The sequence below is a fragment of the Paraperlucidibaca sp. genome (assembly GCF_982810325.1).
The window spans coordinates 1-8,527 of sequence record NZ_CEYEMI010000046.1 but is presented as its reverse complement, the minus strand read 5'-3'; the positions used below and the strand labels follow the sequence as shown (position 1 = coordinate 8,527).

Below are 8,527 nucleotides of genomic sequence, written 5' to 3'. Positions count from 1 at the left end.
GGCGGTCGCCGATTTCATTTCAGCGAACCTAGTGGTAATGAGTTTGCGGTTTGGTCTGAGCAATAGGTACTGACAAGTTAACCTTCAGGCTTAGCAAGAATTGACCCTACTGCCTTTACGCAACTACAGATCTCCACGTTGGCTTGCTGAAGTTAGATGCCTGCCTAGATTGAGTAGATTAGATACTGCTGCATGATTCGTTAGGAGTAGCTGAGCCTGGCTCGGCGACTTGAAACATCTCACCCCTCGCTCTCGAAATCACGTCAAATCATGCGATTGCTCTGCCCTGTTGTTCGCGTATTTAGCTGTATTGTGATGAACAGTCGGCATTAGCTCGCGCAGAGCAACTTTGTAGCTGGCCAACTTATTAGTAACTATGACCAAGATGGCTCAATGGAAAAAAAGAAGGCCGAGGGCTATTTTTGATATAACCAAAGTTATATTTATTGCGATAAATCGGTATTTCTAATTCGCATAATCTATTTATATGATGGCGCATCTCAGCAACTTACGGCGCCCTCGGCCATGAAAATTCGTCACCCAGACCTCAACGATCAAGCCATTAACCCCGAGCATCAAGCGCTTGGCTTGCCACCAGTGGAGTACGCGGTCACGCACGCGCAAGAGCAGCCGCTGCTGACCATCGCGGGCTATATGATTGTTGCGATTTTAGTCAGCCTCGTTGGCTACTTCGTCTATCGTCTATTTTGGGGCAACGCCGTGATCTCCGGCAGCACACTCGTGCTCGACGCCCTGCACAACCCGCTGTTCTGGACAGCCGTGGCCGTTGGCCTAGTTGCACAAATGATCGATGGCGCCTTGGGTATGGCCTACGGCATTACTGCCACCACCTTTTTACTTGCCGCAGGCGCACCACCCGCAATGGCCAGCGGCGCCACGCATCTTGCCGAGGTGTTCACCACCGGCGTCTCCGGCATCTCTCATCTCAAACTGGGCAATGTGAACAAGCGCCTGGTGCTGAGTTTGCTGGTGCCCGGCCTCATTGGCGGCTTACTTGGCACCTATGTGTTAAGCAACGTAGATGGTCAGCTCTTAAAACCATTTATCAGTGCTTATTTACTGCTCATGGGTTTGTATGTATTCAGCAAAGCCTTCAAAACCATCCAACAAGCGCGCGAAATTAATGCCGCTAAAGTCGCGCCGCTGGCGCTGTTTGGCGGCTTTATGGATACCACCGGGGGCGGTGGTTGGGGCCCGATTGTGACGACGTCATTGGTCGGTGCTGGTCACGACCCACGCACCACCATTGGCTCAGTAAACTTCGCGGAATTTTTTCTCACCGTGACCGTGGCCGCGGCTTTTTTCACCATCCTAGACAGCACGGTATGGATTTTTGTCGCCGGTCTCGCCCTGGGCGGTCTGTTCGCTGCGCCATTCGCCGCGCTCATCACGCGGCATTTGAAAACGCGCACACTGCTGATGCTAGTCGGCAGTTTAATTAGTCTGGTCAGCTTGGTGAATTTAGCCAAATGGATGTTTTAAGGGTACTGACAAGTTAACTGCTTAGCGCAGCAATAGTTGACTCTTGCTCCTCTAAGCAACCACCGCTACCTGAACCGCGTAGACTCGTGCGATTGCTCAGCTCTGTTGTTAGCGTATTTAGCTGTATTGTGATGAGCAATCGGCATTAGCTCGCGCTGAGCTACCTTATAGCTTGCCAACTTATCAGTGACTATCGTTCGTGGCTCGCCGCCACTGCTGCGTAACAAGCGCTTGAAGAACTGTCACGTGCTGCACCATTACGACGACTCTGAACATAAACATCGATCACTTCACAGTCTTGAGCGACAGCTCGCCACAACATAGTGCTGCTTTCCGTTTATCCTGATGAACACCTCGTCGAGATAAAACGTATCGCCGAGGCCGATATGCCTGCGCTTAAGCTTGCGAGCGTATTCGGATCCAAACTTGATGAACCAAAGACGGATCGCCTCATAACTGACAGAGATACCCTTCTCTGCCAGCAAGTCTTAGATATCACGAAAGCTCAAGTTGAAACGGTAGTAGACCCATATCGCATAACTGATGATGCTGGGGTGAAAGGGATGTCGTTTGTATGTGTTCATCGGCAAATTACCTCAACCAGCGAGTTAACTTGTCAGTACCTTAGCCGTGGCATGATAAGCAGTGGGTATCAACGAATTTTCACAAGCAGCTACTTGGCTTGTCAGTACCCAGCAATCCACACAACATTGCTTAAAGCTATCAAAAATTAATAATCAATCAATTTTTGAACCGCTCAATAAGTTCATACACTACAACGAGTGGATAGTAGCGAACTCATCTTGAGATCGTTGTGCTCCCCAAGCCCTAGTGTATTCGGAGAATAAAAATGCGCACACCATTCACATGCTCAACCACCATGAAATCACTCGCCGCGGCCATTGCCTTAGTCGCCATGCCGCTACTGCCCGCTAGTGCTGTTGCTGCGCCTGAAATGCGAGGCCACCAATTCTATTGGCCCGAAGTCATTGACCTGTCAGCCTTACGCCAACATGCCGTAGAGTCAAACCCCTACGGCGCCAACTTCGACTACGCGAAAGCTTTCGCCAAACTAGACCTAAACGCCGTTAAAACCGATATCAAGAAAGTGCTGACTACCTCACAACCGTGGTGGCCAGCTGACTATGGCAATTACGGTCCGTTCTTTATTCGCATGGCCTGGCACAGCGCCGGCACCTATCGCGTCATTGATGGTCGCGGTGGTGCTGGCGGTGGCCAACAACGTTTCGAGCCGCTCAATAGCTGGCCCGATAACGCCAGCCTAGATAAAGCGCGTCGCCTGCTCTGGCCGATTAAGCAAAAATATGGCGCCAGCATTTCATGGGCTGATTTAATGGTCTTAACCGGCAACGTCTCGCTCGAGTCCATGGGCTTTAAAACTTTCGGCTTCGCCGGTGGCCGCACCGATGACTGGGAACCCGACCACGTCTATTGGGGCCCAGAAAATGAGTTCATGGCCGACAAACGCTACAGCGGCGACCGTAAGCTGGAAAAACCTTTGGCCGCCGTGCAAATGGGCTTAATTTACGTCAACCCCGAAGGCCCGAATGGCAATCCCGATCCATTAGCCGCCGCCAAAGACATTCGCGACACCTTCGGCCGCATGGCCATGAATGATGAAGAAACCGCAGCGCTGATTGCCGGCGGACACACCTTCGGCAAAGCCCATGGTGCTCACAAACCTGAAGAGTGCCTAGGTGCTGAACCCGCTGCTGCCGGCCTCGAAGAACAAGGCTTTGGCTGGAAAAACAAATGCGGTAAAGGCAATGCCGAAGACACCATCACCAGTGGTTTAGAAGGTGCGTGGTCGGTGAGCCCAACGCAGTGGACTATGCAGTACCTCGACAATCTCTACGGTTTTGACTGGGTCAAAACTAAGAGCCCCGCCGGTGCTATCCAGTGGATTCCCGCCAATGGTCAGGCCTCAAACTTAGTTCCCGATGCGCACGTAGCTGGCAAGCGCCATGCGCCCATCATGTTCACTACCGATTTATCGCTGAAAGAAGACCCGATTTATCGCGAAATCACCCAGCGCTTCCACAAAGACCCAAAAGCCTTCGAGCTGGCCTTTGCTAAGGCGTGGTTCAAACTGACTCATCGCGATATGGGCCCACAAGCGCGCTACATCGTCAGCAGCGACGCACCGCAAGGCACACTGCTTTGGCAAGATCCACTGCCAAAAGCCGACTACAAAATCATCGGTGATGCGGATGTGAAAGCACTGAAAGTGAAGATTCTGGCTTCTGGTGTGTCGAGCCCTGCGCTAGTGCGCACAGCTTGGGCATCAGCCGCCAGCTATCGCGGCACGGACATGCGCGGCGGTGCTAATGGTGCACGGATTAACTTAGCGCCGGCGAAAGACTGGGCCGCTAACAACCCAACCGAATTAAGCGATGTCTTAGCCAAGTTGATTAAGGTGCAAGAGCGGTTTAATAAATCGCTTACAGGTGGTAAAAAAGTCTCTTTGGCCGATGTCATTGTGCTCGGTGGTAACGCCGCTATTGAGCAAGCAGCTAAGAAGGCCGGTCTCACGGTGAGCGTACCCTTCACCGCGGGCCGCGTGGACGCCACACAAGCACAGACCGATGTCGAATCGTTTAGCATGCTCGAGCCTAAGGCCGATGGTTTCCGTAACTACTACAGCACCGAGAGCCTCTACAAACCTACCGACGCACTAGTCGATCGCGCCAATATGCTTTCCCTTACCGTGCCTGAAATGACAGTACTCGTGGGCGGTCTTCGCGCGCTCGATGCCAACGTAGGCGGCGCCCGCGAAGGTGTACTCACCAATCGCCCCGGCACATTGAGCAATGACTTCTTTATCAATCTGCTCGATATGTCGACGCAATGGGTGCCCTCGGCAAAATCCGACGGCCTGTACGAAGGACGTGACCGTGCCACGGGCAAGTACAAATGGTCGGCAACGCCGGTGGATTTAGCCTTTGGCTCTAGCTCTGAGCTACGCGCCGTGTCTGAGGTTTACGCCAGCAACGATGGCCAAAGCAAGTTTATCCAAGACTTCGTCAAAGCTTGGAATAAAGTCATGAACTTGGATCGTTTTGATCTGAAAAAGTAAGTGTATGGGCTCGTCACGCTCTCTTGTGGCGAGCCTAAACCCGCGTATCTGCTGATCGTTTGCCCGCCTAGTGCGGGCTTTTTTATCCTGATAGATTAGATACTGCTGCATGGTTCGTTAGAAATAGTAGTGCTGCTTGCCGTTTGTAGGTGCTCATCAGTGAACTATCCCAATAAGTGAATTAACTCGTCAGCATCAGATCGAAAGCCCCCGCATAACCTGAAAATACTCACTCATCAGCTTCGCCGACCACGAGCGCGCCAACCAGCCCTCGTAATGCGCGCAGTGGCTACCTTCGGCGGTCGTCACAAGAATGATATTCGGCATTTGGCGCATACCATCCAGCCAAGGCTCCAAATTGCCAATGCGACAGACTGGGTCGTCCTCTGCATTCAGCACCATGAGTGGCTTGCGGATGTTTGCGAAGACATGCATAGGGTTGCTAGCGCGATCATAGGCCGCGTAGTCATCATGCCCAGCCAACTCGTAAAGCGCGCGATGCAGCATCGCCAAATCATCGGCCGCATTCAGGCGCTGAGCTGTGGGCATATGCGCGATGCGTTCGAGATTGGGGGTGATGAACTGGCGCACCAACTTCTTAGCCATTATCCGGCTATAGCGAGGATGCACATGATCAAAGCTAGTGTCAGTGTCATAACCAGGACAGTAAGCGAAGCTAGCGCAGAATGGTGCGGCATCTCCCTCCTCGCCCAAATAACGCACCAACAGACCGGAGCCGGCCGAGGAGCCGACTGCATACAACGAGGATTCAGGGAGACGTACACGGATAACCGCCAGCTGCTCGCGTAGATCATCGGTGCAGCCGAATAAGCTCATACGCGGCGTCAGCAGTGGCAGGTCGGCGTGGCCGCGCCTAAGACAGAGCACGACACGCCAACCAGTGAATTGGCTAAGGTCACGCACCAGTTCTGCCATGCTTTCCGGGCTGCCAGAGATGGTATGCAGCACCACAATGGTCGGTGTATCGGGCGACAGGTCGTGGCCACACCAGTACAGCGCCGTCAGCCCACCATCACGCATGACTAACTGCTCACTATGATCATATAAGAGTGTGCCGCGCTGACTTCGTCGCCCACCCTTGCGTAGGCTATGAAAGATCAGCTGTGCATGCTCATTGAATAGCCAAGGCGTGGGCGTGAAATCTTCGTGTAGCTGCTGCAGCTCACTGACAATATGACTGTTACTCAGATTGTCATGACATATCACCTGCGGCCGGCGATTCGGAGGTGAGCGGCGGGTGGCGACTTGGCGTGGCGCCGGTGCTGTAGTCATAATTGCATTCTCTATAAATGCCTAGGCTAAAAAGTAGCGCATTAGCGATTCACATCTACCACTACTCGCCCTCGAACCTTACCGTCGAGTAACTCGTGTGCAGTCTCAATGGCCTCGCTGAGACTGACTTCATTAGTGATTTCAGCTAGCAGATCTAAATTCATACTCGCGCCCAAACGATCCCAGGCTTCAACACGCTCAGTGTAGGGCCTAGTAACGCTATTAATACCTAGCAAGCTAATGCCGCGCAGAATGAATGGTGCAACAGTCCCAGGAAAATCCATACCTTGAGCTAAGCCGCAAGCAGCCACTGCCCCATTCTCACGAGTTCCAGCGCATACATTTACAAGCGTGTGACTGCCTACTGAATCAATTGCCGCAGCCCAACGCTCTTTTCCTAGCACTCGCCCAGGATTACTAAGCTCAGCTCGGTCAATAATCGTTGTGGCTCCCAAGCGCTTTAGGTAGTCCGCCTCATCTGGGCGACCAGTAGAAGCAATCACGGAATAACCATGGTGAGCTAACAATGCAATTGCAAAGCTACCAACCCCTCCATTGGCTCCAGTTACTAACACGTCGCCATGCTCTGGCTTCAAGCCATTCCGCTCAAGTGCCATCAAGCAAAGCATCGCTGTGTAACCGGCAGTACCAATTGCCATTGCTTGGCGCTCACTTATTGCTTTGGGGAGTGGAATCAGCCAATCGCCATTGAGTTTAGCTTTTTGAGCCAAGCCGCCCCAATGCCCCTCACCTACACCCCAACCGTTCAGCAGCACTCGGTCACCTGCCTTGAAGTTAGGATGACTACTAGTCTCAACAGTGCCTGCTAAATCGATACCAGGCACCATTGGAAAGCGTCGCACTACAGGGCTGCGACCGCTAATAGCCAGTCCATCTTTATAATTCAAAGTGCTGTACGCAACTTGCACCGTAACATCGCCATCAGGTAACTGATCGTCATTGAGCTCGGCCACACTAGCGCTATAAGTGTCAGTATTTTTATCAATCAAAATTGCCTTAAACATAATTCCTCTCATTTAGACTGATCGTCTATAAATTAGCAAAATAAAACTACAGCTCCAATCCAGCCAAGAAGCCATTCATGAAGCTATCCATTGGCCTTACATCCTGTACTAGCTTTGCTCGTAACACGGCCCCCTCCCAACCTATCCAGAAAAATGCTGCTAATGCATCACAATCACTATCCAAACCAATTTGCTTTTGATCCTTGGCCAAAGACAAGCACGCTGCCAATCGCCTCTCCCAGTCAAGCAAGACAGCCTCCAACTCATAACGAAAGCTTTGAGGCAGGACTACGATCTCTTGACCTAAGTTTCCGACTAAGCAGCCTCGGCGAAATTGGTACTTCTGCATACCCGCTTTGGCATCTTCAACAAAGTTGGCGATACGCTGCAAAGGCATTGCAGAGTCATCTAGTAACCAGCGATCAAGCTTGCGCGCAAAGTAAGCGGCATAGGTTTTAAGCACCTCTTGCCCAAAAGCCTCTTTATTATCGAAGTAGTGATAAAAAGACCCTTTGGGGACACTGATCCTCTTAAGAACAGTATCAATGCCCGTAGCCGCGAAACCTTGCTCAGTTAGCACCTCCATTCCACACTTAAGCAGTGCTGCACGAGTATCCGTAAAATCTCTATCAATTTTAGGTGGGCGTCCGCGGCGAATTGGGGGCTTGATATTTGTCATACGAGATATATTAGACCGATCGGCTATAATGTCAATGATAGGCAAGACACTCGCTTTATAAGCTACTGATGCTGGGATTGAAGCAATGTCGTTTGTAGGTACTCATACGTGAGTTATCACAAGCAGTGACTTAACGTGTCAGTACCGATAGTTGAAGCGATCATCGCTACGTAACCACTACTCTCCACGTTACAAACGCAGCGGTCCTGCTTCGTCGATAATGGCTGACAGAGATGCCCTTCTCTGCCAGCAAGTCTTCGATATCACGAAAGCTCAGGTTGAAGCGGTAGTAGACCCATACCGCATAGCGGATGATGCTGCGGTGAAAACGATGTCGTTTGTAAGTATTCATCGACAAATTATCTCAACCGGAGAGTTAACTTGCCTGTACCGTTTTTAGGCCATCGCTTTAATCGATATCGATATCGACATCAGTAGGTTGACTGCGTTCCTTGCGATCGTGAATCCGCCCAAGCGTGTGGTCGAGCAAGCGTTTGAGCTTTTCCGATGCACCGTCAATGGCTTGATGGATGCTGGATGCTGTGTCCGTAACCGCGATCGGTTGGTGACCCACCATACGCGCCTCCATCAGGCAGCGTTTATCATCGTTTCCGCCCTTGGAGCTGTTCACATCGCTGAGATGAACTTCCACACGGGTAATATGGTCCGCGAGATGGCCTAGTACGCTCTGCACGGTGGCCTGAGTATGCTGTTCGAGTTTTTCGTTGCCCTGAATGCTCGCATCGGTGTTGACTAGTATCTTCATATTTCAGTCTCCTAGAATCCGCTGATGGCGACGGCGCCAATTTTTGCTGGCATCCACCCAGAAGGAATGATCGCCATGGTCAACTCTGGGTCCAGACGTGATAACTCTAACACTACCTACCCTAAATCTTCTCATCGGCAGCCACCCGATCTATGCGATAGCGA

General features: G+C 51.6%; 7 protein-coding genes and 2 pseudogenes. 2 read left to right on the top strand and 7 right to left on the bottom strand.

Annotation, left to right across the window (positions count from 1 at the left end):
- Positions 1 to 258 precede the first annotated feature (258 nt).
- The gene (locus AC3DKE_RS10650) at positions 259 to 384 is read right to left on the bottom strand and encodes a DDE-type integrase/transposase/recombinase (RefSeq protein WP_484217133.1); all 126 of its coding nucleotides are present in this window, start codon (positions 382 to 384) and stop codon (positions 259 to 261) included.
- Between the two features lie 141 nt (positions 385 to 525).
- On the opposite strand from AC3DKE_RS10650, the gene AC3DKE_RS10645 reads away from it, so the two are divergent.
- Positions 526 to 1,503: a sulfite exporter TauE/SafE family protein gene (locus AC3DKE_RS10645; protein WP_379068965.1), complete on the top strand. Its 978-nt coding sequence runs from the start codon at positions 526 to 528 to the stop codon at positions 1,501 to 1,503.
- 65 nt (positions 1,504 to 1,568) lie between these two features.
- On the opposite strand, the pseudogene AC3DKE_RS10640 reads toward AC3DKE_RS10645, so the two are convergent.
- A pseudogene (locus AC3DKE_RS10640) lies at positions 1,569 to 1,733 on the bottom strand (DDE-type integrase/transposase/recombinase); the annotation flags it as partial.
- Between the two features lie 620 nt (positions 1,734 to 2,353).
- Between AC3DKE_RS10640 and katG the strand changes: the two are divergent.
- Positions 2,354 to 4,600, top strand: coding sequence for a catalase/peroxidase HPI (katG, locus tag AC3DKE_RS10635; RefSeq protein WP_379068959.1), 2,247 nt, complete (start codon positions 2,354 to 2,356; stop codon positions 4,598 to 4,600).
- Between the two features lie 195 nt (positions 4,601 to 4,795).
- Here the strand turns inward: katG and AC3DKE_RS10630 are convergent, their stop codons facing one another.
- From AC3DKE_RS10630 to AC3DKE_RS10610, 5 genes and pseudogenes are all read right to left on the bottom strand, one after another.
- Positions 4,796 to 5,893, bottom strand: a complete 1,098-nt coding sequence (locus AC3DKE_RS10630; protein WP_411730321.1) for a YheT family hydrolase — start codon at positions 5,891 to 5,893, stop codon at positions 4,796 to 4,798.
- 41 nt (positions 5,894 to 5,934) lie between these two features.
- Entirely contained in the window at positions 5,935 to 6,918 is a 984-nt protein-coding gene (acuI, locus tag AC3DKE_RS10625) for an acrylyl-CoA reductase (NADPH) (protein WP_487990660.1), read from the bottom strand.
- 46 nt (positions 6,919 to 6,964) lie between these two features.
- Positions 6,965 to 7,597 carry an acrylate utilization transcriptional regulator AcuR gene (gene acuR / locus AC3DKE_RS10620; RefSeq protein ID WP_487990659.1) on the bottom strand — a complete coding sequence of 211 codons (633 nt, stop codon included), beginning with the start codon at positions 7,595 to 7,597 and terminating at the stop codon, positions 6,965 to 6,967.
- Positions 7,598 to 7,820: 223 nt separating this feature from the next.
- Positions 7,821 to 7,949, bottom strand: a pseudogene (locus tag AC3DKE_RS10615) (IS6 family transposase); the annotation flags it as partial.
- A 57-nt stretch (positions 7,950 to 8,006) separates the two neighbouring features.
- Positions 8,007 to 8,363 carry an HPF/RaiA family ribosome-associated protein gene (locus tag AC3DKE_RS10610; RefSeq protein ID WP_379068948.1) on the bottom strand — a complete coding sequence of 119 codons (357 nt, stop codon included), beginning with the start codon at positions 8,361 to 8,363 and terminating at the stop codon, positions 8,007 to 8,009.
- Positions 8,364 to 8,527 lie beyond the last annotated feature (164 nt).